General features: G+C 48.8%; 22 protein-coding genes. 14 read left to right on the forward strand and 8 right to left on the reverse strand.

Translation table 11 applies throughout. The features are described 5' to 3' along the window. The first annotated feature begins 94 nt into the window (after window positions 1–94). From cysM to mazG, 4 genes are read left to right on the forward strand one after another with little or no spacing between them, the layout of a single operon-like run. Window positions 95–1003, forward strand: coding sequence for a cysteine synthase CysM (gene cysM / locus QWY82_RS13460; protein ID WP_290263210.1), 909 nt, complete (start codon window positions 95–97; stop codon window positions 1001–1003). Next, complete coding sequence (gene rlmD, locus QWY82_RS13465) at window positions 1004–2380, forward strand: 23S rRNA (uracil(1939)-C(5))-methyltransferase RlmD (protein WP_290263212.1); 1377 nt, start codon at window positions 1004–1006, stop codon at window positions 2378–2380. A gap of 26 nt (window positions 2381–2406) precedes the next feature. Continuing rightward, on the forward strand, window positions 2407–4659 hold the full coding sequence (gene relA, locus QWY82_RS13470) for a GTP diphosphokinase (RefSeq protein ID WP_290263214.1): 2253 nt from the start codon (window positions 2407–2409) through the stop codon (window positions 4657–4659). Window position 4660: 1 nt separating this feature from the next. Beyond that, window positions 4661–5494, forward strand: coding sequence for a nucleoside triphosphate pyrophosphohydrolase (mazG, locus tag QWY82_RS13475; RefSeq protein WP_290263216.1), 834 nt, complete (start codon window positions 4661–4663; stop codon window positions 5492–5494). On the opposite strand, the gene QWY82_RS13480 is transcribed toward mazG, so the two are convergent. From QWY82_RS13480 to QWY82_RS13490, 3 genes are read right to left on the reverse strand one after another with little or no spacing between them, the layout of a single operon-like run. Continuing rightward, window positions 5478–6335 carry a hypothetical protein gene (locus tag QWY82_RS13480; RefSeq protein ID WP_290263218.1) on the reverse strand — a complete coding sequence of 286 codons (858 nt, stop codon included), beginning with the start codon at window positions 6333–6335 and terminating at the stop codon, window positions 5478–5480. The two genes, mazG and QWY82_RS13480, sit on opposite strands and share 17 nt — an antisense overlap. 14 nt (window positions 6336–6349) lie before the next feature. Next, entirely contained in the window at window positions 6350–8413 is a 2064-nt protein-coding gene (locus QWY82_RS13485; protein WP_290263220.1) for an amidohydrolase, read from the reverse strand. Between the two features lie 19 nt (window positions 8414–8432). Then, a complete protein-coding gene (locus QWY82_RS13490) occupies window positions 8433–9770 on the reverse strand; it encodes a glutamine synthetase family protein (RefSeq protein ID WP_290263222.1) in 1338 nt (445 codons plus the stop codon). Window positions 9771–9985: 215 nt separating this feature from the next. Between QWY82_RS13490 and QWY82_RS13495 the strand changes: the two genes are divergently transcribed. Beyond that, the gene (locus QWY82_RS13495) at window positions 9986–11284 is read left to right on the forward strand and encodes an NAD(P)/FAD-dependent oxidoreductase (RefSeq protein WP_290263224.1); all 1299 of its coding nucleotides are present in this window, start codon (window positions 9986–9988) and stop codon (window positions 11282–11284) included. Between the two features lie 194 nt (window positions 11285–11478). Continuing rightward, window positions 11479–12159, forward strand: coding sequence for a TetR/AcrR family transcriptional regulator (locus tag QWY82_RS13500; RefSeq protein WP_290263226.1), 681 nt, complete (start codon window positions 11479–11481; stop codon window positions 12157–12159). 15 nt (window positions 12160–12174) lie between these two features. Here QWY82_RS13500 and QWY82_RS13505 read toward each other — a convergent pair whose 3' ends face one another. After that, entirely contained in the window at window positions 12175–12435 is a 261-nt protein-coding gene (locus QWY82_RS13505; RefSeq protein WP_290263228.1) for a hypothetical protein, read from the reverse strand. Window positions 12436–12653: 218 nt separating this feature from the next. On the opposite strand from QWY82_RS13505, the gene QWY82_RS13510 reads away from it, so the two are divergent. The 3 genes from QWY82_RS13510 (at window position 12654) to cysB (ending at window position 15237) form a co-directional block, all read left to right on the forward strand. Next, window positions 12654–13544, forward strand: a complete 891-nt coding sequence (locus tag QWY82_RS13510; RefSeq protein WP_290263230.1) for a 5'-nucleotidase — start codon at window positions 12654–12656, stop codon at window positions 13542–13544. Between the two features lie 60 nt (window positions 13545–13604). Further along, on the forward strand, window positions 13605–14126 hold the full coding sequence (locus tag QWY82_RS13515; RefSeq protein WP_290263232.1) for a universal stress protein: 522 nt from the start codon (window positions 13605–13607) through the stop codon (window positions 14124–14126). Between the two features lie 136 nt (window positions 14127–14262). Beyond that, window positions 14263–15237, forward strand: a complete 975-nt coding sequence (cysB, locus tag QWY82_RS13520; RefSeq protein ID WP_290263234.1) for an HTH-type transcriptional regulator CysB — start codon at window positions 14263–14265, stop codon at window positions 15235–15237. Window positions 15238–15313: 76 nt separating this feature from the next. On the opposite strand, the gene QWY82_RS13525 is transcribed toward cysB, so the two are convergent. The 3 genes from QWY82_RS13525 to pabB all read right to left on the reverse strand — a co-directional run bounded on the left by QWY82_RS13525 (window position 15314) and on the right by pabB (window position 18121). Beyond that, window positions 15314–15649: a hypothetical protein gene (locus QWY82_RS13525; protein ID WP_290263235.1), complete on the reverse strand. Its 336-nt coding sequence runs from the start codon at window positions 15647–15649 to the stop codon at window positions 15314–15316. A gap of 19 nt (window positions 15650–15668) precedes the next feature. Further along, window positions 15669–16394 (reverse strand): phosphoadenylyl-sulfate reductase, encoded by a 726-nt coding sequence (locus QWY82_RS13530; protein WP_290263237.1) that lies wholly within the window; start codon window positions 16392–16394, stop codon window positions 15669–15671. Window positions 16395–16762: 368 nt separating this feature from the next. Continuing rightward, on the reverse strand, window positions 16763–18121 hold the full coding sequence (gene pabB / locus QWY82_RS13535) for an aminodeoxychorismate synthase component I (protein WP_290263239.1): 1359 nt from the start codon (window positions 18119–18121) through the stop codon (window positions 16763–16765). A gap of 92 nt (window positions 18122–18213) precedes the next feature. On the opposite strand from pabB, the gene QWY82_RS13540 reads away from it, so the two are divergent. From QWY82_RS13540 to rraA, 3 genes are all read left to right on the forward strand, one after another. Then, a complete protein-coding gene (locus QWY82_RS13540; RefSeq protein WP_290263241.1) occupies window positions 18214–19143 on the forward strand; it encodes an alpha/beta hydrolase in 930 nt (309 codons plus the stop codon). Window positions 19144–19159: 16 nt separating this feature from the next. Next, window positions 19160–19471: a Rieske (2Fe-2S) protein gene (locus tag QWY82_RS13545; protein ID WP_290263243.1), complete on the forward strand. Its 312-nt coding sequence runs from the start codon at window positions 19160–19162 to the stop codon at window positions 19469–19471. Window positions 19472–19557: 86 nt separating this feature from the next. After that, the gene (rraA, locus tag QWY82_RS13550) at window positions 19558–20052 is read left to right on the forward strand and encodes a ribonuclease E activity regulator RraA (RefSeq protein WP_290263246.1); all 495 of its coding nucleotides are present in this window, start codon (window positions 19558–19560) and stop codon (window positions 20050–20052) included. Between the two features lie 58 nt (window positions 20053–20110). Here rraA and QWY82_RS13555 read toward each other — a convergent pair whose 3' ends face one another. Beyond that, on the reverse strand, window positions 20111–21703 hold the full coding sequence (locus QWY82_RS13555; protein ID WP_290263248.1) for an isocitrate lyase: 1593 nt from the start codon (window positions 21701–21703) through the stop codon (window positions 20111–20113). Window positions 21704–21894: 191 nt separating this feature from the next. Here QWY82_RS13555 and QWY82_RS13560 point away from each other — a divergent pair, with 191 nt between their 5' ends. Both QWY82_RS13560 and QWY82_RS13565 read left to right on the forward strand, forming a co-directional pair. Beyond that, complete coding sequence (locus QWY82_RS13560) at window positions 21895–22830, forward strand: LysR family transcriptional regulator (RefSeq protein WP_290263250.1); 936 nt, start codon at window positions 21895–21897, stop codon at window positions 22828–22830. 151 nt (window positions 22831–22981) lie between these two features. Further along, window positions 22982–25159, forward strand: coding sequence for a malate synthase G (locus QWY82_RS13565; RefSeq protein ID WP_290263253.1), 2178 nt, complete (start codon window positions 22982–22984; stop codon window positions 25157–25159). Window positions 25160–25223 lie beyond the last annotated feature (64 nt).

Below are 25223 nucleotides of genomic sequence, written 5' to 3' on the forward strand. Positions count from 1 at the left end.
ACCGGTTTAACCTTACCATAATCGGCTGTAGAATAGCGCCCTCTGGCTGGTTCGAACAGTCCGAAAATCGCCATTTTTTACTGAAGGTTTTTATATGACGTTGCCGCAAAATCTTAAGTCACTGCCGACTATGGAATCACTCGTGGGCAATACCCCCCTCGTGAGGTTGCAGAGAATGGGCGTTGATAGCTCGAACGTCATACTGGCGAAGTTGGAAGGCACTAATCCCGCGGGTTCGGTTAAAGATCGCCCAGCCCTGTCGATGATTCAAAGAGCCGAGCTGCGCGGTGATATTAAGCCAGGGGATAGGCTGATAGAGGCAACCAGTGGCAATACCGGTATTGCGCTTGCTATGGTGGCGGCCATCAAAGGCTATCCCATTACATTGATCATGCCCGATAGCGCGACAGAAGAGCGCAAAGCCGCTATGAAGGCCTATGGCGCTGAGCTGATTTTAGTGACCAAGGATCAAGGTATGGAGGGCGCGCGCGACCTGGCCCTACAAATGCAGCAACAAGGGCTCGGTAAAGTTCTTGACCAGTTTGCCAATCTAGATAACCCCCAGGCGCATTACGAAACCACTGGCCCCGAAATTTGGCAGCAAACCGAAGGTAAAATAACCCATTTTGTTAGCTCCATGGGAACCACGGGCACAATCATGGGGGTTTCGCGCTACTTGAAAGAGCAGAACCCAGCGATTCGAATTATTGGCCTGCAACCCGATGAGGGCGCCAGCATTCCCGGTATACGTCGTTGGCCTGAGGCTTATTTACCACGTATTTTTGACAGAAACCGGGTCGATAATATCGTTAATATGAGCCAGAAACTTGCCGAAGACACAATGCGAGATTTGGCTACCATTGAGGGTATCTTCTGTGGCGTATCCTCCGGAGGAGCCATTGCCGCGGCATTGGCCTTAAACCAGCAGGTTGAAAATGCCGTTATTGTGGCCATTATTTGCGATCGTGGTGACAGATACCTGTCGTCTGGAGTTTTTTCTTAAATGTCGATAAAAAAAACTTCACAGCCGGCAGGGCGACGCGGTTTCAGGCCGGCAAAGCCAAAGTCCAAAGCTAAGCCACTCAATAATGTTTTGACGGAAATTGTTATAGATCGCTTGGCTCACGATGGCCGAGGTATAGGTCTGATGGCCGGTAAAATAGTGTTTGTTGACCAAGCGTTACCACCAGAAAAGCATATCATCAAAATAGTGTCGCAAAAATCAAAGTTTTCAGAAGCTATTTCTGAATCTATTGTTGGCGAATCTAGTCCTGAGCGCGTGGCACCCGCTTGTGCCTATTATGCGAGTTGCGGTGGTTGCCAACTTCAGCATTTGCAGCCAGATGCGCAATTAACCTTTAAGTCAAACTTGGTGCTGGATCAATTACGCCGAGTTCAGTTAGACATTCCGTCAGAGAAAGTCGCATATATTGTTGCCAAGAATACCTTTGGTTACCGCAGCCGTGCGCGGCTTTCATTGAATCACAAGGGTAGCCCCTATGCCGGGTTCAAAGCCAGAGCCAATAGTCAAATTATTAAAATTGATAGCTGCCCGGTACTCGATCCTAGTTTAGATGCCTGCCTGGCGCCGTTGCAGCGTGAGCTGGCACATATTCGGCCTGAAGTTCTTGGGCACATTGAAATGCTCAAAACACAACCTTCGCCAGTGCTAGTTTTACGGCATGTGGCTGCGTTAACGGATATCGAACGGGACATACTGTTCAAGTTAAGCGTGGAAATTGGCGCAGAGGTGTATTTACAGCCCGATAGCTCTGCCAACTACTATTGCCTCGACGGTACTAAGACGGACATCCACTTTACCGTAACGGTGCCGCATGTTGCTCAGCCAGTCAATTATCAGATTAGTAACTTTAGTCAGGTGAACCCCGCTGTTAACTACGCAATGGTAGAGCAAGCTTTGTCCTGGGCAAAACCTTGCAAAGATGATGTTTGGTTGGATTTATTTTGTGGTGTGGGAAATTTAACACTGCCATTTTCGACTGTTGTGCACCAGGTTATTGGTGTAGAGGCCATAGCTGATATGGTCGAGCAAGCTAAGGCGAATGCGGACAGCCTAGGTATCACTAACTGTCGTTTTTTGGCGGCGGATTTAGAAAAAGTTGAATCCTTGCGCCTATTACCTAAAAAAGTAGACGGTGTTATTTTAGATCCGCCACGCGCGGGTGCGAAATCGGTTGTTGACAATATTAGCCGATTGAAACCCCGTAAAATACTCTATATTGCTTGTGATCCAGCCACCTTTGCACGCGATGCAAAGATCTTAGTAGCGGCGGGTTATCAGATAGAGCGCGTCGGTGCTTTAGATATGTTTCCCCAGACAATGCACGTTGAAACGATGGCTTTGTTTATCCGCAGCTAAATCGTATTCACCATTTTGGAAGACCCATGGTTAAAGTTAGAGAAGATCAACCCATAAACGCTGAAGGTCAGATTGATGTCGATGCGTGGATGGTTCGACTTTCGTCCAAACTGTCGCTTAGCGCCGTAGAGTGTGAGGCTGTTAGGTCAGCATGCCTGCTCGCGGTTGAGGTTGAGCAAGCCGCTATCGCCAACGAAAACATTTGGGTGACGGGCATAAGCAGCTCGAAAACCGGTTTGGAGATGGCTGAGATTTTAGCGGATTTGAATCTTGATGCGGATACCTTGATTGCCGCCATTCTCTACCGCGCTGTGCGCGAAGGGAAATTACAGCTAATCGCTGTGTCAAAACAATTTGGTGAGAAAATTGCGAAGCTAATTGACGGTGTGTTGCGCATGGCTGCGATTAGCGGCCTGCAATTGGCCGACGACCAATCAGCGCTTGGCCGGCAATCGGAAGAGCACGCTGAAAATGTGCGGAAAATGCTCGTTGCCATGGTCGATGACGTCCGAGTCGCGCTGATCAAATTAGCCGAGCGAACCTGTGCCATTAGGGCGTTGAAAACGGCAACGCCAGAGCGTCGGCTCAGAGTGGCACGGGAGATTGCGAATGTGTATGCACCCTTGGCGCACCGCTTGGGTATCGGCCACATTAAGTGGGAGCTGGAGGATCTATCGTTCCGCTACTTGGAGCCGGATGATTATAAAACAATTGCGCGATTATTGGACGAAAAGCGGTTAGGGCGTCAGCAGTATATTGAGAATGTCATTGCGACTCTTAAAGCAGAATTAGCGGGGGCATTGATTGAAGGTGATATCAGTGGTCGAGCTAAGCATATCTACAGTATTTGGCGAAAAATGCGCCGAAAGAGTATTGGTTTCTCTCAAGTTTACGACATTCGAGCTGTGAGAATTCTTGTTCCCACCGTCCGAGATTGCTATGCCGTGCTTGGTATAGTGCACTCGCTTTGGCGCAATATTCCCAACGAATTTGACGATTATATTGCCTCACCTAAGGAGAATGGCTATCGCTCTTTGCATACGGCAGTAATCGGACCAGAACAAAAAGTATTAGAGGTACAGATTCGTTCTCACTCGATGCACGAGGATGCAGAGTTCGGCGTGTGCGCGCACTGGCGCTACAAAGGAACAGATAAGGAAGAAGTTCAGTCGGGTTACGATCAAAAAATTGCGTGGTTACGCCAAGTATTGGATTGGCATGAGGAGCTCGGCAACAAGTCTGACGACAATTTACTCGCCGATCATTTAAATCCGAGTTTAAATCAAGATCGAATTTATGTGTTTACCCCAGAAGGGCATGTTGTGGATCTCCAAAGTGGATCGACGCCGCTGGACTTCGCCTACCGTATTCATACGGATGTCGGTAATCGTTGTTGTGGTGCCAAAGTTAATGGCCGAATAGTGCCGCTCAACTACCACCTATGTACCTCAGATCAGGTAGAGATATTGACCGGTAAACGCGAGTCGCCGAGTCGAGATTGGCTAAGCCCCGCCTTAGGTTATGTCACCAGCTCCCGTGCGCGATCGAAAATACAACAGTGGTTTAAGTTACAGGCTAAAGATAAAAACTTAGCTGATGGTCGCTCGCTACTCGACAAGGAGTTCAAGCGTCTCGCCGTGCAGGATATAGATTTCTTAGCACTAGCGAAGACGCTGCGCTATAACAACTTAGATGACTTATACACTGCCGTTGGGGCTAGCGATGTCAGTGTTTCGCAAGTGCTTAACGCGGCTCAGCGTCTGATTGATGCCGATTCAACAGAAGAGCCGCAATTAAATATTGTGCGGCCCTCGAAGAATAAGGGGGATGGAGCGGGCGTATTTATCGATGGCGTGGGTAATCTACTTACCCATATTGCAAAGTGCTGTTCACCAGTACCAGGCGACGCGATCAATGGCTATATAACCTTGGGCAAAGGTGTTTCGATTCATCGGCAGGATTGCAGCAATATTTTGCAATTGGAAGCAGATGAACCCGAACGAATCATTCAGGTTTCCTGGGGCGGTGCGCCGGATAAGGTTTACAGCGTCGATGTGCTTATTGAGGCGTTTGACCGACACGGGCTATTGCGCGATGTAACGGCATTACTCGATAGTGAAAAAATAAACGTTATCGCCATGCAAACTTTGTCCGATAAAAATCTAAATACCGTGGATATGCAAGTAACCATCGAAGTTCGTAATTTCAACGCCCTAAGCCGAGCCTTAACGCGCCTGAATCAGTTGCCCAACATCGCGGCAGCGCGAAGGAAGCGTTGATATGGCTGCTAAATATAAGCTCGATGATTTACTTTATTTAATGCAGCGTTTGCGAGACCCGGCGTCCGGTTGCCCCTGGGATTTAGCTCAGTCTTATGCGTCTATTGTGCCTAGTACGCTGGAAGAGGCTTATGAAGTAACGGATACCATCGAGCGCGGCGATTTAACCCACCTTGAAGAGGAGCTTGGCGATCTATTGTTTCAGGTGGTTTTTTATGCTCGGCTCGGCGAGGAGGATGGGCTGTTTAGTTTCAACTCTATTGTAAACTCGTTAACCTCTAAGTTGTTGCGCCGTCATCCCCATGTTTTTGCCTCGGGGAACTTGTATTCCGAATCAGGTGAAAACGCCACTGTGTCGGTTATGGCCTCGGACGGCGTAAAAAAACAGTGGGAGTCGATTAAATCTCAAGAGCGCGCAGACAAAGGCAAGCATGGTCAGTTGGCTGATGTGCCGCTTAATTTTCCCTCGGTTACCCGAGCACAAAAGCTACAAAAGCGCGCTTCACAGGTGGGTTTTGATTTTGGCTCCATTAAACTTGCCATGGAGAAAGTGCACGAGGAGTTGGCTGAGGTTGAGGCTGAAATTGCTTTGCTGGAAAATACGGATTGCTCTATAGCCTTAGGGCAGGAGTTGGGCGATTTAATTTTTTCGGTAATAAATGTGTGTCGTTTAGCCAGCTTCGATGCCGAAACGCTTTTACGCAGTACCAATAAAAAATTCGAGAAGCGATTTTCCGCTATGGAACAGGTCATTGAAGGTGAAGGGCAGGCGCTTAAAAATACTAGCCTCCAGGATATGGAGGCTGTTTGGCAGCAGGTTAAGCAGCTTGATTAGAGTGTCGGCTTTTTTTCTGGATTTCCTCTTGCCATTCAAAAATGTTCAGTTCGATAAAAACGAATGCGATTAGCCAGAGGAATGCGTCCCAGAAGTCTAGAAAGTCTCCGTCAATCCACCAGTAAATGGCGCAGGCCAGCAATGTGCCGTATAAGCCTGCCTTAATCCAACTGGAAAGCGCAAGAAAAGGGCCCATCACCCGCTTGCTGGTTTGTAGATAGACATCTATCTCTAGCACAACCACGATGAGTACCCAAGTTAGTGCATTGATCACGTCTACAACGGCTAGGTTTTCTATAATGTTATAGGACTCTACGCTGCCTATGATTTCCGTGCCATTTAGTCTCATCATATCTACGCCGTTAAGCTCGTTGCAGCTGGCTGCGCTAAGGGGCTGATATTCGTTCAATGAAATAATTTGAGTAAAGCTTGTGTTGACCAGTTCGCATGCGTCCGCGATGCTAAACGGGCTGGCTGCCATGACGGCTATATAGCGAGATATATAACCATAGAGTGAATAGAAAATGAAAATATAGCTTAGGGTGCGTAGTGAAAACAGCGCCAACTTTACTCTATTAGTTAGATATTTGTCGCTTACGATGTAAGTCTCCAGTTCAAATAGCAGCAAAAGCAACACCCAAGAGAGGGTGTCTATGCTATCGGAATAGGCCTCGCCTAATTGAAAAATCGGTACGCCGCCAGAAAATGTGTGTGCTATAGCCGCAGTATTTTCTTGAAAGAAAAAGTATAGGTTTACAACCAATAAGCTATAGATAGCGTATTTAAATACTTGAAATAAGAAGTACAGTGACGGTTTAGGAAAGTTTATAAATAGGCTCATTAGTTATTTATCTATTATTGTTTTTGGTAAATGACCTTGCCGTTGAAAACGGTCAGTTCAACTTGTGTCTCGGCAATTACATCCCCGTCAAATGCGGCTGCACTCGGGACCAAGTTTCTATCCAATAATACAAGGTCTGCTTTTTTGCCTACTTCAAGAGAGCCGGTGATCTCAGCTTGTTGCATTGCTCGAGCACTGTTGATGGTGAATGCATCTAAGGCGTCGGTAAGGCTTAGCCTTTCGCTTTCGTTGTAGGTTTTACCTTCGGCATAGCGAGTGACTGCTGATGCGAGGTTAATGAATGGGCGGGGGTCCCTTGTATCAACAGGTGCATCGCTCCCTGCAATGATAACGGCGCCATTACGCCTAGCACTGTTAGCAGGGTAATGGTTGGTGATGGTGTAATTAGAGGGATTGTATAAATCTTCTAGGCTGCTCAGTTTATCTATGTAGGGCGTCACTGTTAGGTCGTAACCATAATCTGGTATTGCCCAGGCGAAAGTGAAAGCTAGATAAACGGCATTTTTACTAAATCGAGCTAGGTCGCTGTCTGAGATTTGTTGTGCATGACTGATGGTTTGAGGGCGTTGGTGTTTGTTTTTGGCTTTGGAAGCTTCAAACGCATCTAAGGCGGTTGCAACAGCGCGATCGCCGATTGCGTGGGCATGAATTGAAAAGCCAGCAGCTTCTAGTTGCGCTATGTAGTTGTGAATGAAATTTTCATCGTGTTCGAGCCTACCATTGCTGATTATGCACTGCTCTGGCTGAAACTGATGTTGTTCAAAAAATGTTGTTTTTTCGGCGTTACCTAAGGGTGGGTTGGCGCGGAATTTTTGACAGGCAGGCGAGTCGAGATCGACATAGCCCTGTAGGCGAAGTGTGTCGTCCTGCACCTGAAAAATTGGTTGTAAATAGGGTTTTTTTACTGCTGCGTTTGGCAGTGAGGGCGGGGTGGCGAAAGGATTGCCTTCGATAACGCCATCGACAAAAATTTTAGCCGCGTCAGTTTTAAAAATCTGTGGGTTTTTCTGGCGGTTTTTAATTGCCGAGAACTCATCGATTATGCTGTTAATATTCACTTCACTGATGGAGTTTTGCTTGGTCCAATCCGAGTTATCACGGATGGGGCGACTAAAATTTGCAAAGTCTGCAATAAGGGCACCGGTGTAGCGATAAGTTTGCTGGCCGCTTAATGCGTATTGCTCCAAAATCGGCAAGGTTTCTATATCTGCTGCGGCATCTTGAATGCTGGTAATCCCAGACTTGGCTAATATTGCTGCAATGGCCGGTAGCTTGGCACTTAATTGTTCGGGTGTGCCATCGCCTGTTAACGCACTACTGGGTAAGGCCAGAATGTATCTGGCCGCTTCAGAGAGCTGGCCGTCCGGCTCACCTTGTTTGTCGACACCAATGTATTGCGCATACTCTTGAAAGTCTGTCGCAATGGTTTTGCCGCTCAGGCCGATGATGTCTCCGTGTATATTTTTTGCGGTTAATAGGGCTGCGCTATTGGCGGCACCGTGATGACCATCGTTGCCTCTTAGAAAAATAGGTGTGGTTAGGCTGGCTTTGTCCAGAGCCATTCGTATATTCAGTAGTTCGTCATCAGGTTGATTGCCCTTGGTAAAGTTCCATTGTTCGACGGTAAGCCATTGGTTCGGTTCAAGCTTCGCTTGGTTCAGGCAGTCCGTAATAACAGTGGCGAGTTCAGTTAGCGTTAATGGGCTACTTTCTAGATCGCAATTGCTGCTGGAGACCAGACCGAGTGGGTGTATGTGCGCATCGTGTAGACCTGGCAGTACCATCTTGCCCTTGGCGTCTACAACTTGAGTGTTGTCACCGACAAACTTCTTCGCGCCTGCGTCAGTACCTACGTAGATAATTTCGTCGCCAGCAATAGCTATCGCCTCAGCAAACTCCTGCTTAGCATTCGCGGTATAAAGTGTTCCGTTGGTAATAATCAATGAAGCTGTTGGGCTGGCACTATCACTGCCACTATCACATGCGTTAACTGCTAAGCATACAATAAGAGTGGCGGTAACTTTTATCGTGTTTCTAAGTCTAGACCAAAGCTTCATGATTATTTCCGTTTGTTAATTATACGTTGAGTAAAAGGTATTCGCGTTCCCAGGTAGTAATAACTTTATTAAAGGCTTCAAACTCTTCCATCTTTACCGCCGCATAAGCTTTGATAAAGTCCGCGCCAAAAACTTCCTCAAGCTCTGGGCAGTCGGTTAATAGATTGAGTGCGTGCAAAAGGTTTCTCGGCAGCTCTATTTCACCGTCTTCGGAGGCGTGGCCTTCGCAGTGTGGCGTGGGCGTGAGTTTATTTTTCATGCCGAGATACCCGCACGCAAGCGAGGCAGCAAAGGCTAGGTAGGGATTTACATCAACACCAGGAAATCTGTTTTCAACCCGTTTTCCCGCTGGTGAGCTATCTGGAATGCGGATGCCAGCGGTGCGATTGTCGTAGCCCCACTCGAGATTAACCGGTGCAGCGATATCTTTGGCGAAGCGCCGATAGGAGTTTACGTTGGGCGCGAACAGCGAAATTGTGTGCGGTATATAGCGCTGGCAGCCGCCAATGTAATAACGGAATAGGTCGCTCTCATTGCCATCTTTATCAACGAAAATGTTATCGCCATTTTTATCGACAACGCTCTGGTGGATGTGCATCGCGCTGCCGGGTTCGTTGGTCATCGGTTTAGCCATGAAGGTGGCATAAATGCCGTGCCTAAATGCGGTTTCCCGCATAGTGCGTTTAAAAGTAAACACCTGGTCGGCTAAATCCAAAGCGTTGCCATGCAAGAAATTAATTTCAAGTTGCGCAGCGCCGGATTCATGAATGAGCGTGTCGACATCCAAGTTCTGTGCTTCGCAATACTTATACATGTCGTTGATGATTGGTTCGTATTCGTTGCAACCGTCAATACTGTAGGATTGACGAGCAAACTCCCGTCGGCCAGATCGCCCGGGTGGTGGCGATAGCTCGTAGTCTGGGTCGGTGTTCTGGCTGACCAAATAGAACTCAACCTCTGGCGCAACCACGGGGGTCCAACCTTCCTTTTCGTAGAGGGCGAGGACTTTTTTTAGTACATTCCGTGTTGCCATTGGGTGTGGATCGCCGGCTCGGGTGTAGCAGTCGTGAATGATTTGTGCCGTTGGCTCGTCCGCCCAGGGCACGATGCGCACGGTATTTGGGTCTGGCTCTAACAGCATGTCTGAATCGAGTGGGGCCACAATATCCCAATGGTTGTCCACGTATTCCCCGGTTACCGTTTGAATCAAAATACTTTCCGGGAGGCGGCTGTCTTCCTTAATAAATTTATGGGCGGGAATAAATTTGCCTCGTGCATTACCTGTCATGTCTGGCACGAGACATTCTACTTCCGTAATACCGTTTTCCTTTAACCATGAGTCGATGGAGTCAACCATGTTGCACCTGTTGCGCTGTGATTAGTTTGAAGAGCTACAGTAAATCAAGCCTATTGATCTCTCAATGGGTGGCCGGTAAATAGAATAACGGTTACCCCAAATGGGGCTTGCGTAGTGCCACGGCAAAACATACTATAAAACCGAATTATTATTCAGTCTATTGTTTGGCTGATAAAAACACAAGCGCCCCATTTGGGGCAGCAGGCGAAGATGCAATGAACCGTATTTGGCATGAAACCAAGCAAGCTCATACAAGCTCCTATTACGCAGCGACTGCCAAGCATCAGTTTGATAATGGCGCTCTCGTTGGTCACGAGACGACGGACGTTTGCGTCATAGGCGCGGGCTACACCGGTGTTTCCGCTGCTTTACACCTGGCCGAAAAAGGCTATCAAGTGACAGTGTTAGAGGCGAACCAGGTGGGCTGGGGGGCCTCTGGGCGCAACGGTGGGCACGTTGGCACAGGGCAAAGGAAAGACCAATCTGATCTCGAAACCATGCTTGGCCAAGATAAAGCCTCCTTGCTCTGGCAATTTGGCCTTGAAGCTGTTGCTACGGTAGAAAGTTTGGTTGCCAAGCACCAGATCGACTGCGACTTTAAAACCGGCATCTTGCACCTTGCCAGTAAGGCTAAGGAAATTCCGGATTTCAAAGCGGGTGTTGAGCACCTGCGCGAGCGCTATGGCTACACTCAGGCTGAGTTTCTCACTAAGGCGCAAGTTGACGAGCGAGTGGGGAGCGACAAATATCACGGTGGTTATTTAGATAGCGGTTCGCGCCATTTACATCCGCTGAATTACTTGTTGGGGTTGGCCAAAGCAGCCGAGTTGGCGGGTGTGAGGTTTTACCAAAACTCGCCGGTAACCCATTACGTAAAGGGCGCCAACCCTGTGGTGCATACAGATCAGGGCTCTATTACCGCCAAGTTCCTTGTCTTTGCTACCAATGGCTATCTGGCCGGGTTAGAGCCAAGATTGGCTCGCAAAATTATGCCTATCAATAATTTTGTATTAGCTACTGAGCCCTTGCCCGAAGCGGAAGCTCGGGCACTAATACGTGACGACACGGCGCTACAGGATTCGCTGTTTGTTATTAACTATTGGAAGTTGTCAGGGGATAACCGGCTTATTTTCGGCGGTGGTGAAAACTACACCAGTCGTTTCCCAAGAGATCTAAAAGCCTTTGTGCAAAAGTATATGTTGCGTGTGTACCCCCATTTAGCAACAAAAAAGGTCGACTATGCCTGGGGTGGTACATTGGCTATCACGTTAAATCGTATGCCCAATTTTGGTCGGCTTGAGCCCAATGTTTTCTATGCCCAAGGGTATTCTGGCCATGGAGTACCCACAGCAACCATGGCCGGCAAGTTACTTTCGGAAGCGGTTGCCGGTACGGCTGAGCGCTTTGATGTAATGGCTTCTTTGCCGCAGCCGATGTTTCCCGGCGGTACGCTGTTACGCTGGCCCGGCCTAGTGGCGGGTATGCTCTACTACAGTTTGATGGATAAGCTCTAAAAGGCCAGTTAACGACTTTGCGCGCAAAGCCATGGCGCGGGCAGGCGTTGGTGTGCCATTATTGAGGTATAATTTTGCATAAGTGGAAATTTGACTAGAATTAATTTTTCTAAGATTATCCCACGTGTGCAAACAAGCCTTCGCATGGATGCGAAGCGGCTGTTCGCAGCCCAACCTCAACCAAGGAGTTTTCTTTGAACGAACGCAATGTTAAGCGAACTAATTCGATTATCCCTCGGCGCCAGCCGGTACAGGAACGAGCCAAGCATCGCACTCGGCAGATTTTAGATGTCACCGCAAAACTATTGGGCGAAGTTGGCTTCGACGAATTAACAACGATCCTCATCGCCAAAGAATTGTCTATTTCTGTTGGCTCGCTATATCACTACTTTCCGAATAAGCAAGCCATTCTATATGCCCTCGGTGATCGCTGGCTAGAAACCATGGCCGATGCGCTCACCGATGTTGCAGCCTTGCCCATCGAAGACATGAGCCTAGAGGCCTTTATCGACAAAGCCGTTGAGCGAATGCTAGAAGTTTATCGCGATGAACGAGCCATCTTGCCGCTGGCCCAAGCTATGTGGGCTGTACCTGAACTGCGGGATCTGGACGAGCGCCACGACGCCATGATTATTGAGCGGATGATGGCCATGTTTGTTCGACTGGGTTTTGTTTCTAGTCCAAATGAGTTGAATCGATTGGGCCGAGCTTACCTAGAAATGACCCATGCCCTATCGCTCGTTGTGGTGAACCAGGTTGAAAGTCGCGCCGAGCGCACCATTGCCGATTTGAAGCGGTTGGTTCTGTGCTTGCTTGAGCCCCATAAGGTAGAGGACGTTATTCTGGCGGGCGATAATGATATTGATGGGCCTTGACTCAAGACTCAAGATTTAGCGCTTGCGCTGTTGGCTTTGTGCTTGATACAAACTCAGCAGCAGGGCGCGGTCGCGCAGTACCAGCCTGGCTGTGGCTCTTATGGAAAATAACAGTGTCAGCACGAGTAGGGGTACGAGATACCAAAATGTCATGGGGGCAAGGCTCACAACCTTAAAACCTAATAGGCAGATAAGTGGAATGGCTACCCACTTATGACCAAACAATGCGGCTAAATCATTGCACATGTCAGCTAATTTGTAGTCCGTATAGGCCATGGCTTACTCCAGATAATCGGCAGTGAGGCTTTAAGCCTAGACAACATTTGAATCTAGGAGCAGAAAATGCGCGCACTCCGCTAGCAAGAGTCAGCTGCTATGAAGTTCCCCTGGCGTTGGCAACAAGCGTTACCAAAAATCGCAGGCAATGGCGTAAACACGGTTGCTTTTCTTCGGCTGAAAATTTGGCCGGCATTTTTTTAAAGAGATGGAAATAGATGTCAGTACCAAAACAGTTGGTGATTGCGATATCAAGTAGAGCCTTGTTCAACTTGGATGCTAGCCACCAGGTGTATATAAACCAAGGGCTTGAGGCTTACTCACAATATCAAATTGAGCACGAAGAGGAATTGCTGGAAAAAGGCGAGGCATTTCCATTAGTGGAAAAACTTTTGCGACTCAACGAGGTGTTAACAGATCATCGTGTAGAGGTGATTTTGTTGAGCCGAAACAGTGCCGATACAGGTCTGCGCGTATTTAATTCCATTGAGCATTACAAGTTACCTATTAGCCGAGCCGCTTTTTGCGGCGGCGAAGACCCCTACAGATACATTACCGCGTTCGGCTGTCACTTGTTTCTCTCGACCGATCCAGCGGATGTGCGTTTAGCGCTGCGCGAGGGCGTTGCCGCTGCCACCTTATTGGCCTCTAAAAAGCAGAAAGATCCTGGCGCTCAGCTGCGTTTTGCCTTTGACGGCGACGCCGTTTTGTTCTCCGATGAATCGGAACGAATTTACAAAACCCAAGGCCTCGAAGCCTTTGCCAAAAATGAAAAAGAAGCGGCGAAGTTACCTTTGACCGGCGGCCCATTTAAGCCGTTTTTGGCAGCCTTACACAGTATTCAATCTGAGTTTGAGCCGGGTGCATCACCGATTCGCACGGCACTTGTGACGGCCAGATCAGCACCGGCCCATGAGCGGGTGATTCGAACCCTAAGGGCGTGGAATATCCGCATTGATGAATCGCTTTTCTTAGGGGGGATGACCAAGGCGAGTTTTTTGAAGGCTTATGGCGCCGATGTATTTTTCGATGACCAGCAAGTGCACTGTAGCGCCGCCAGTGAGCATGTTGCGACTGGGCACGTGCCACATGGTGTGGCAAACGAGTAGCGCCTCTAGTTTGCACTGCTATGCTTAAGCGAGGTCAATCACCTGCAGTTAGGTGGCATTATGATAGAAAAGATAGTGTGTGGCACAGATTTAGGGCCTCATGCGTCTTACCTGATATACCACGCGGTGTATTTGGCTCGACAATGTGGCGCAAAAGTTGAAGTCGTTCACGCGGTGGAGCCTTTAGGTAGCTTCGCTAAAGCCGTATTCAAGACATACTCAGGGGCTGATAATCAGCAGGCCCATCAAGCCATCGACAAAATTTTGGCGTCCATCAAAGACCAAGTAATAGAAAGCCTCGCAGATGAATATATGTCTGGTTTGGATGACTTATCCACGATATGCGACGTTGTTGTCGACCAAGGTATGCCCGCCGAGGTCATTTTAAGGCATGCCAAAGAGTCGCAGGCCGACCTGATTGTGATCGGTGGGCAAAGTACGCGAGGCGAGGGGATTGCACTTTTAGGCTCGGTAGCAGCAAAGATACTCCAATTGTCCAAAGTACCCGTTTTAACCATTCCGCTAGCGCATAAAGTCACCATGGAGGAGTCACGTGAAGACAGCCAATTAGGACTTTGGTAGGTGATTCCTTCACTCTCTCTATCTAAATATGGCTTAAGACTGGCAAAGCAAAAAAAACCTATCTATTCTCCATTAGAATATTTCTGCTGATTCTTATAACAGCAACGACATTTCTGCAGCCAATTGGAGGGCTAGTATGAAATTGCAACAACTGCGCTATATCTGGGAAGTGGCACATCACGACCTCAATGTGTCCGCAACTGCGCAGAGCCTCTACACCTCTCAGCCAGGTATCAGTAAGCAAATTAGGTTGCTTGAGGACGAGTTGGGCGTGGAAGTTTTCTCCCGTAGCGGCAAACATTTAACGCGCATAACGCCTGCCGGGGAAGCTATCTTGAAGACTGCGGGGGAGATACTTCGCAAGGTCGAGAGTATTAAGCAGGTTGCACAGGAGTTCAGCAACGAAAAAAAGGGCAGCTTATCGCTAGCCACAACGCATACCCAAGCGCGCTATGCGCTACCGAAGGTTATCGAGTCGTTTATCAAAGCTTACCCCGAAGTTTCTCTGCATATGCATCAGGGTACGCCGATGCAAATATCGGAAATGGCTGCCGATGGCACCGTTGATTTTGCGATCGCAACAGAGGCGTTAGAGCTATTTAGCGATTTGGTGATGATGCCGTGTTACCGCTGGAATCGCTGCGTGGTGGTGCCACGGAATCATCCCCTCGCGCAAATGTCTACCTTAACCTTGGAGTCCGTCGCCAAACACCCCATTGTTACCTATGTGTTTGGCTTTACTGGGCGCTCAAAATTGGACGAGGCTTTTATTGAAAAGGGCTTGGCGCCAAAGGTGGTATTCACTGCCGCCGATGCAGACGTTATTAAAACCTACGTTAGGTTGGGTTTGGGTATCGGCATTATCGCGAAAATGGCCTACAACGAAGAAACCGATAGAGATCTCGTTGCACTTGATGCCAGCCATTTATTCTCCGCCAGCACTACCAAAATTGGCTTCCGTCGCGGTACTTTTTTGCGTGGATTTATGTATGACTTCATTGCGCAATTCGCGCCACACTTAACCCGTGAAGTGGTTGATCAGGCGTATCAGAAACACTCTAAAGCCGAGTTGGACGATCTGTTTGATGGGATGGAGCTGCCGACTTTTTAATCGCTGGTAAGGTAAAAGAAAAGGGGCCTCGGCCCCTTTTTTTGGTTCCTGCTCCCAACTAGGTTGGGCTCAAGGGCTAGAGAAAATCCAGGTCTGGATTGTTCGCTAATATCTCTGTTGCCTCTTCACTGGCGCTGGTTTCCTGCTCGAGTATGTCGCGAACAAACTTTAAATAGACGGTATAAATGACAGCCTCCTGATCGGGTCTTTCTACCACGAAAAAGGGTGCTCTATTCACTTGGTATTTATCGGCAAGCAGCATTCCGGCAGAGTTTTCATCGCGTTCATCGGCAATGAGAATTTCGTCAATAGACGTCATATAGCCGCCTGACTCTAGCTTTTCCAGCACGTCAGCGCATTTTTTGCAGGGGCTGCCGTCGGCCAAGATTTTTTTAACAAGTGTAATTTTCACGTGTATATCCTACTTTTTACTAGCCTTTAACGTTGTCAGCGTGTAATCCGCACTCTTTTTTCGTAGCCTCTTCCCACCACCATCGACCTTCGCGTTCGTGCTGGTTTGGCCCGATGGCACGGGTGCAGGGTTCGCAGCCAATAGAGACAAAACCATTGTCGTGCAAGCTATTGTACGGTACGTCGTTGGCTCGAATATAGTGCCAAACGTCTTGGGAGCGCCAATTCGCCAGCGGGTTAAACTTGGTCAGTTGTGCGCCTGCTCTAGCAAACACCTTGTCGTCTTGGATGACCGGGATGTTAGCTCTGGTGCCGGGGCTTTGGTCTTTCCGCTGGCCTGTTACCCATGCATCCACGGTTAGGAGTTTTCTCTGCAGCGGCATTATTTTGCGTATGCCACAGCACTCTTGATGGTTATCTTCATAAAAACTATACAGGCCTTTTTTGCTCACCAATGCTTGCACGGCGCTGGTTTCAGGGTAGAGGAGTTCAATATTCAGCTTATAGTGCTTGCGCACGCGTTCAATGAATTGGTAAGTCTCTGGGTGTAAGCGTCCAGTATCTAGGCAAAAAACCTGGATCTGCGGGTCAATTTTGCGTGCCATATCGATCAACACCACATCTTCTGCGCCGCTAAAGGAGAGCGCCAAATCAGGGTGGTTATCAATCGCAAATTCAAGAATCTCTTGCGGGCTTTTCGTCTCTAATGTGGCATTAATATCCACTAGTGAAATGGCGTCTGACATAGCAATCCTTGTGACCTTCGTTGTATCTGCGCGCATGGTAATGCTGTTGTGTAATCACTAGCAGAAAGGCGCTGATTTTAGCAAAGCTTGTTATAAGTTATAAGCAACGATTGATTATAGTTTTATAACTATTAGGTTGGATGTTGTGTGTCTAGGTGGTTTTTAAATACTCCGTGGAACATTGATTGCGTTTTGATCGCCAACTACCATATCTTGTGTTTTCAGCAATGTTTTGAGCATTTATTCGCCATATTTTGTGGTGTTCGATGGGGTTTTAGCCGTCATGCATATATCTTGATCGCATGAGAGGTTACTATTTTGGCGTCAATCTATATATGTTCCACGGGGAACAGTCTGTTGAGCTGAAACTAAAGCCCGATCAGTTTCGCCACTTTTGTCATGGATTCCTGGTACTCCTCATCTGGGTTTGAATCTGAGGTGATTCCACCTCCGCCCCAGCAATAGAGTTCACCATCGCTGGCAACCAGCGTGCGAATGGTAATGTTGGCGTCGAAGCGCCCGTTAGCACTGCTATAAAATACCGATCCGCAATAGGCGCTTCTGCCAAAAACTTCGGTCTCGCGGATAATTTCCATGGCTCTGCGTTTGGGGGCGCCAGTAATGGAGCCGCCGGGAAAGCAAGCTTGGAGCAAGTGAATGTTAGTTACCTGCGGCGCAAGGTGGCCGGTAATACTAGACACCAAATGGTGAACATTCTCGAAGCTTTCTAGCTCGAAAAGTTTGGGAACATGAATACTCCCCGGTAAGCAGACGCGGCCTAGGTCGTTACGTAGTAGGTCCACAATCATTAAGTTCTCGGCCCGGTCTTTTTCGCTGTTCACTAGTTGTAGCGCGAGTGCGGCGTCTTCTTGTTTTTCTCGCGAGCGGGCAATGGTGCCTTTGATTGGTTGTGCAAGTACGCGGCCTTGATCGTTTTTTACTAATCGCTCTGGTGATAGGCTGATGAGCGCCTTGTTAGTTGCAATCGATAGAAACGCTGACATTGGCCCGGGTTGCTGTGCTCTTAAAGCTTGGTAGCTAGCGAGTGGCGTCTGTTGTACTTGGTTGCAGCCAAAGCGCTGGGTGTAGTTAACTTGATAGCAGTCGCCAGCGCGAATGTAATCTTGTATTTTTTTTACTGCTAGCTTGTAACAATTTACATTAACTTGCTTCTTTAAATGATTGATTTTGATCGTTTTAAATGGATTTTTTTTGATAGGTTTATCGGTTAAATGTATGATTTTTTGGCGCAGTTCTCTGTCGCAGTCAGATAAAAAGACCAGCTGACTGGTGAACCTGTGGTTGTCTTGAATTAAGGCCCACCGATAGTTGCCAACTGCGAAATCGGGGAAGTCTATTTCGCCACTGGGTTCAACGCCTAATTCGCTCCAAAGGCCAAACTCATAACCGACAAAGCCCAGTAAGCCGCCGCAAAAAGGAAGGTTGGAGGCGATTTCCGACTGGGTTTGTAGTTTTTCGATGGCGGCCCAGCAGTCTTTTGCGCTGCAAGCTTTGGTTTTTGATTGCTGGCTACCATTTTGATAACAAAGGACGCCATCTTGCAGTGTCAGCCACTGTTGTGGCGCGCCGGTAATGATATGATACCGGCCAGAATCGCCACTGAAATTGCAGCTGTCGAGTAACGCTAGGCGGGGCAGCGCCTCGAAAATCTCAAGCCATTGGCAGGGGTTTTCGAGGTATGGGGCGTTGAGTGTCTCGAGCTGCATTGATTGCACTATCGATTTTGGGCGGGCAGTGATTGTAATTGTTTGCTGCCGCCAAGCCAATTTAAGCTTAGATTTTTTAGAAGGGTCGCTCTATGAGCGCGCAATTGGGCGTAAAAAGCAGCAGCGGTTTGTTTCCAGCTGTGTTGAAAGAAGCAGAACTAAAGGGCGATTATGTTGAAGATGTTTATCTTCTCAAGCCCGGTAACAGCATGGACAGGGCAGCTGAGTTTGCTGTTACTCGCCTTAGTGCCCCGGGCAAGCGCAAGCTAGGGCTTCCGCCGCTGGTGATGCTGCACGGCTTGTATCGAAATAGGCAGCAATGGATCGCCTCTGGTCAAGGCTTAGCTATGGCATTGATTAATGAAGGTTACGATGTCTGGTTGCCAGAGTTACGCGAGCATGGAAGTTCACCGCTGCGCTCGCACGTACATGCCACTGAGCCACAAGATATTGCCGAGTGCGACTTGCCGGCCGCGGCTATGTTTATTCGCGAACAGACCGGTGCTCCCGCTATCTGGATTGGTATTGATGTTGGCAGTCTCGCGACTTTGTTTACCCTGCAAAGCGGCATACTTTCAACCCAAATGATTTCGGGTTTGGTGTCTCTCGGTGGGCCCTGTGATAAGGAGGCCATAAGCCTAGGTAAACGTATTGCCAGTGTCGGGCTTCGCACTCGTCTGCTGCAAGAGCGAGCCGGCGATGAGCCCGAACGCCGCGATTGGATCAATTATTGGCGCAAACGATTCGGTTTACTAAGCTACTGGCGTGGCAAGCCGGTGGAATCTCTCAAGCTATTTCTCAGTCAGCCCCGTCAGGTAATGCATATTTTCGCGCCGGAACATTTTGCCGCTAAGCTTTCTCGCTGGCGCAACTTGAACTCGGTGACTATTCATTTACTCGCCGATGAGTGCAAAGACTACGCGAGTGCCAGAGAGTGGTTAGGCCGAGAGGGATGTGTGGAGCAGTTGATGCCGGGTTTGCGTCTATCCATAGAGCAGCTTGCTTCTCAATCAAATAGATAATGACGTTGAATTAATTATGGCCTATCGAGCGCTAGAAAAAATCATTAACTTGTACGACGGTTATTGCAAGTCATTTCAGGTGGATGGCAAGCCCTTGTTGTTAGTTCAAGATGGCAACAGGCCATACCTTTTGCTAAATAGGTGTCCGCATATGGATGCGCGCATGGATAACGCCAGCATTGACGCGGGAAACATTCGCTGCCCAGTGCATGGCATTCAGTTTAATCTGGAAAGTGGTGTGGCGATCGGCCCGCTCGCTAGCTGTTTAAAGCAACTACAAAAGCTACCGCTCATATACGAAGGCGGTTCTGTGGGCGTGGATCTATAATCGCTATTCAGCAGGCGAATTCGCTTTAGCTGTATCTGCTACTTTTAACTGCCATAATTAATCCCTTCACAATAGGGAGTTAGGTTATGGCTATTTCTGCGGGGCAATTTTCCACACCCGATTTGAGCGATGAGCATGGCGATAATGTCATTGCGCTCGACCCAATTTTTCAAAGTTACGGTGGCGCGGCGAATTTTTATGGCCAGATAGAAACCGTTAAATGCTTTGAGGATAACTCTCTTGTTAAGCAATTAGTTGCCGAGCCCGGCTTGGGTCGAGTCATGGTTGTCGACGGCGGTGGCTCGTTACGCAAGGCGCTACTCGGCGATATGTTGGCGGAGCAAGCCGTAAAAAATGGTTGGGCAGGCTTCATCATTAATGGCTGTATTCGCGATGCCGAGGTGATTGCAAAACTTCCACTCGGTGTCAGAGCTCTCAATACCAGCCCGATAAAAACAGAAAAAAAAGGCGTGGGCGAGCAGGGTTGCTCGGTGCGTTTTGCCGGCGTTAGTTTGGCCAGGGGTCAATATGTTTACGCCGATGTAAACGGTATTTTACTTTCTGATAATGCATTGTTTTAAATCTCAATAAAAAAGGGGCTGCATAAGCAACCCCTTCTTTATATCTATCGGGAACCGATTAGAACTGGTTCATTGTGTTGTCTTTACCTGATGCTTTAAGTGCTGCGTCGCCTGAGAAGTACTCTTTGTGGTCGTCGCCCATGTCCGAGCCGGCCATGTTCTGATGTTTCACACAGGCAATGCCCTGGCGGATTTCCTTGCGCTGAACGCCTTCAACGTAGGCGAGCATGCCTTGTTCGCCGAAGTAGCCTTTAGCCAGGTTGTCAGTAGATAGCGCTGCTGTGTGGTAAGTTGGCAGTGTGATCAGGTGGTGGAAAATGCCGGCTTCGCGCGCGGCATCACGCTGGAAGCTTTGAATTTTCTCATCAGCTAATTTCGCTAACTCGGTGCTGTCATATCGCTCGTCCATCAGCTTGGCGCGGTCGTAGCTCGATACATCTTGGCCGGCTTCGGTCATCGCATCAAATACTTGCTGGCGGAAGTTGAGGGTCCAGTTGAATGATGGCGAGTTGTTGTAAACCAACTTCGCATCTGGAACTGTCGCACGAATTTTATTTACCATGCTGGCAATTTGACCAACGTGCGGCTTCTCGGTTTCGATCCACAACAGGTCCGCACCGTTTTGCAGTGAGGTAATGCAGTCTAGTACCACGCGATCTTCGCCTGAACCCTGTTTGAACTGGAATAGGCCGCTGGCTAGGCGCTTTGGACGCAACAGTTTGCCGTTGCGGTTTATTACCACGTCGCCGTTTTTCATATCAGCAGGTGATACTTCTTCAGCGTCTAGGAAGCTGTTGTATTGATCGCCAAGATCGCCAGGGGTGTTGGTTACTGCGATTTGCTTGGTTAAGCCTGCGCCTAATGAATCGGTGCGGGCTACGATAACGCCGTCTTCTACGCCTAACTCAAGGAATGCGTAGCGAACTGCTTGAATCTTGGCCAAGAAATCAGAGTGGGGGACCGTTACCTTGCCGTCTTGGTGGCCGCACTGCTTTTCATCGGAAACTTGGTTTTCAATTTGAATGCAGCAAGCACCGGCTTCAATCATCTTCTTTGCCAGCAAGTAAGTCGCTTCTTCGTTACCGAAGCCGGCATCGATATCGGCAATGATTGGCACCACGTGAGTTTCGTGGTTGTCGATCTTCGCTTGAATTTCTGCGGCTGCTTTTTGATCATCAGCGGCGCGTGCCGCATCTAGCTGACGGAAAAGACCGCCCAGTTCGCGCGCATCGGCTTGACGCAAGAAGGTGTACAGCTCTTCGATCAGGCTAGCCACTGAGGTCTTTTCGTGCATTGACTGGTCGGGCAATGGGCCAAATTCGCTGCGCAGAGCCGCTACCATCCAGCCAGATAGGTAAAGGTAGCGACGCTTGGTGCTGCCTAAGTGCTTTTTAATCGCAATCAGCTTCTGCTGACCGATAAAACCATGCCAGCAACCCAAGGATTGGGTGTATTGCGCTGAGTCGGCGTCGTAGTTAGCCATGTCTTCACGCATGATTTTTGCGGTGTATTTGGCGATGTCTAGGCCTGTTTTGAATTTGTTCTGGGCGCGCATGCGTGCCGCGTACTCTGGATTAATGGCTTCCCACTTAGAGCCCTGAGCTTGACGCAGTGCGGTTACTTCTTGGATATCGTTTGTGTATTGAGACATGGTCTAGTCCTTCCCGTACTGGGTGAATGATCCTGAGGTTGCACATAATGGCTGGCCTCAGTAAGCATCGAACGCTTGAGACTAGTGTAGGTAGGGAGGCTAGATTTGCCTAATTTATACTTTCTATTGCGGGTATTGCTGTTGTGAATTATAGTCGCGTTTCTTATAGAGATGTGGCGAGAGGGCTAAAGGTGAATATTAACCGAATAGATCTAAATTTGTTGGTTTATCTGGATGTCCTATTGCGCGAACGAAATGTGACCAAGGCGGCGAATCATCTGGGTTTGAGTCAGCCTGCCATGAGCAATGGCCTGCGCCGCTTGCGCGATCTCTTTGAAGATCCTTTGTTAGTGCGTACCAGTGAGGGCATGACGCCGACTGAGCGCGCATTAGTGCTGCAGCCGGTTATTCGCGATGTGTTGGCGAATGTGGAGCGTGCTGTGCAGCCGCAGAGTGATTTCGACCCGTCGGCGTCGGACCGGGTTTACCGCATTATGGCCAGTGACTACGCGGAAGCCGTGCTGTTTCCCAATGTTTTAACCCGCTTAAGGCGCGAAGCGCCTGGGGTTACTTTGGATATCATGACGCCCTCTGACGTCAGTTTTTTGGATGTCGAGCAGGGCAAGGTTGATATGGTCATTAACCGCTTTGACTCCATGCCTCAGTCCTTTCATCAGACAACCCTTTGGAAAGACAGCTTTTCCTGCATGTTGAGTCAGGAGAACCCGATCAAGGATCGCTTTTCGCTGGAAACCTATTTGCAGGCTCAGCATGTTTGGGTAAGTAAAACTGGCATGGGCGTGGGCGTGGGCGTTAACCCTAGAGATGTTCAGCGTCTTGGCTGGGTGGATGAGGCCCTCGCTAAACAGGGGAAAAAGCGCCGTATTAGCGTCTTTACCCGCCATTATCAGGCCGCCATGTTGCTCGCTGAGCAAAAAGACCTCATTGTGACCATCCCTTCTAAGGCCGCAAAGTTGCACGCTAGCAATGTTAGGGTTGTTATCGCAGAGCCGCCCTTTGAAATCCCCCAGTTCGAGTTAAAAATGGCGTGGAGCCCGCTGCTGCAAAATAACGCTGCGCACCAATGGATGCGGCGCCTTATTGTCGATGTTGCGCATAGCTCTTAGTATTCTTTGTGTGAATGGTCGGTATTGAAATAATAGGTTAGATAAATTTATCTGGCCTAATTAGAATTTGGTTAACGAAGGTGGTTTTAATCAAGCGACAGGTTTGTTGAGGTTTGATTGCTATTGCCGGCCAATGAATAGAGAGGTTGATATGACAAATAGAATTCAGAAGGGTGGTTTGCAGGTTGCCGAGAGCCTTTATCGTTTAGTCGAAGAGCAAATAGCGCCGGGTACCGGCGTAAGCCCCGAAGCCTTTTGGTCTTCACTTGAATCTATTCTTGCCGATTTCATGCCGCGCAATGAAGCCTTACTCAAGGTGCGCGATGATTTGCAGGGGCAAATCGACAAGTGGCATAGCGCGAATCATGGCCCGATCAAAGATATGGCGGCCTACAAAAGCTTTTTAACCGACATCGGCTATTTGTTGCCTGAGCCTGCAGATTTTTCAATAAGCACCGCCAATGTGGATGAGGAAATTGGCACTCAAGCGGGGCCGCAGCTGGTTGTTCCGGTAAAGAACGCGCGTTTTGCGCTCAATGCCGCTAATGCGCGTTGGGGCAGCTTGTACGATGCACTTTACGGCACAAATGCCATAAGCGAAGACGGTGGCGCGGAGAAAGCTGGTGTTTACAACCCTGTGCGTGGAGCCAAAGTTATAGCTTTTGCGAAAGCGCATTTAGATCAAGCTGCGCCACTGGCAGCCGGTAGCCATGCGGATGTTGTGTTATATAAAGTAAGCTTTGGTGAGCTTCGCGCGGAACTCAAGAATGGTGCCGAAGCAGGGCTTCAAAGTGCGGAAAAATTTGTTGGCTTCCGCGGCCCGGAATCGACGCCGTCCGCGATTTTATTGAAAAATAACGGCCTCCATATTGAAATTCAAATTGATCGCCAAGCTGAAATTGGAAAAACCGATCTCGCCGGCGTGCAGGATTTGCTGGTTGAGGCAGCGGTAACTACCATTATGGACTGCGAAGATTCTGTCGCAGCCGTCGATGCCGAAGATAAAGTTGAAGTTTACGCCAACTGGTTGGGTTTGATGAAAGGGGATCTAGAGGATTCATTTTCTAAAAATGGCAAAACTGTAACCCGTAAGCTCAATGAAGATCGTAGCTACACTGCCGCCAAAGGCGGTGAGCTGGTGTTGCACGGCCGCAGTCTTTTGTTTATTCGCAATGTTGGCCATTTAATGACTACCGACGCGGTGTTGACGGCTGAGGGCAAAGAAATTCCCGAGGGTATTCTGGACGGCTTAGTGACTGTTTTGGCTGCTAAGCACGATGTGTTGAACCAAGGTATTGTGAGTAATTCCCGCACCGGCAGTATTTATATCGTTAAGCCTAAAATGCATGGCCCAGCGGAAGTGACTTTTACCTGTGATCTGTTTGCTCGTATTGAAAAAGCCTTAGGTCTAGCACCGCTGACATTAAAAGTTGGCATCATGGATGAAGAGCGTCGCACCACCGTAAATTTGAAAGCCTGCATCGCCGCGGCAAAAGATCGTGTCGCGTTTATTAACACCGGCTTTTTAGATCGCACGGGTGATGAAATGCACACCAGCATGCTCGCAGGCGCTTTTGTTCCCAAAGCGAAAATGAAGCAGCAGGCTTGGATTGCCGCTTACGAAGATGCCAATGTTGATATTGGCCTGGCCTGTGGCTTGGCTGGTAAAGCGCAAATTGGCAAGGGCATGTGGGCCATGCCGGATGAAATGGCGGCCATGCTGGAGCAAAAGGTTGCGCATCCATTATCCGGTGCCAATACGGCGTGGGTGCCTTCGCCTAACGGTGCGACTTTACACTCAGTGCATTATCACCGAGTGAATGTTCAGGCGCGCCAGCAAGAGCTGTTAACGCGCCAGCAGGCGAGTCTTGACGATATTCTTACCATTCCCGTTATGGAAGATCCCAGTGCGCTAAGCGCGCAAGATATTCAACAGGAATTGGATAATAATGCGCAAGGTATCTTGGGCTACGTGGTTCGCTGGATTGACCAGGGCGTTGGTTGCTCCAAGGTGCCAGACATCAACAATATCGGTTTGATGGAAGATCGCGCCACGCTCAGAATTTCCAGCCAGCACATTGCTAATTGGCTGCATCACGGCGTTTGCACTAAAGCTCAGGTAGAGGAAACCTTTGCCCGTATGGCCGCCATCGTAGATAAGCAAAATGCGGGAGACAAAGACTATGTGCCGATGGCGCCGTCTTTGACCTCCAGCGTCGCCTTTAAAGCGGCATCTGACTTGGTGTTTAAAGGCTTAGCGCAGCCCAACGGTTATACCGAACCCTTGTTACACAGCTACAGACGTCAACTTAAGCAAACGCCCGCTTAAAAAGCCGTAGTTTATATCCGCTACCATCTGTAAACAAAAAAGGCTCCGTTTGGAGCCTTTTTTG

This window comes from Simiduia curdlanivorans (genome assembly GCF_030409605.1).
Classification (GTDB): domain Bacteria; phylum Pseudomonadota; class Gammaproteobacteria; order Pseudomonadales; family Cellvibrionaceae; genus Simiduia; species Simiduia curdlanivorans.